Consider the following 218-nt stretch of genomic DNA (forward strand, 5'->3'; position numbering starts at 1 on the left):
CCGGGTAGCGGCACCCTGACCATCAGCGCCAGCCACGCCCTGACGGTGAACGCCGGGGGCACCCTGACGGATACCGGCAGCGTGACGGTGTCGGGCACGTTGACCGATGGCGGCACTATGACGGTGGGCACCGGCACCGCCAACAGTGGCACGTTGACGGTGGGGAGCACCGGACCGGGCAGTGGCACCTTGGCGGTCAATGGTGGGCTGACCGTCAA

1 pseudogene is annotated in these 218 nt (G+C 69.3%); it reads right to left on the reverse strand.

Annotated elements, in window-relative coordinates:
* A pseudogene (locus tag AC5Y6X_RS24520) lies at positions 1-188 on the reverse strand (hypothetical protein); the annotation flags it as partial.
* Positions 189-218 lie beyond the last annotated feature (30 nt).

The organism is Mycobacterium sp. NGS26, from assembly GCF_059813025.1.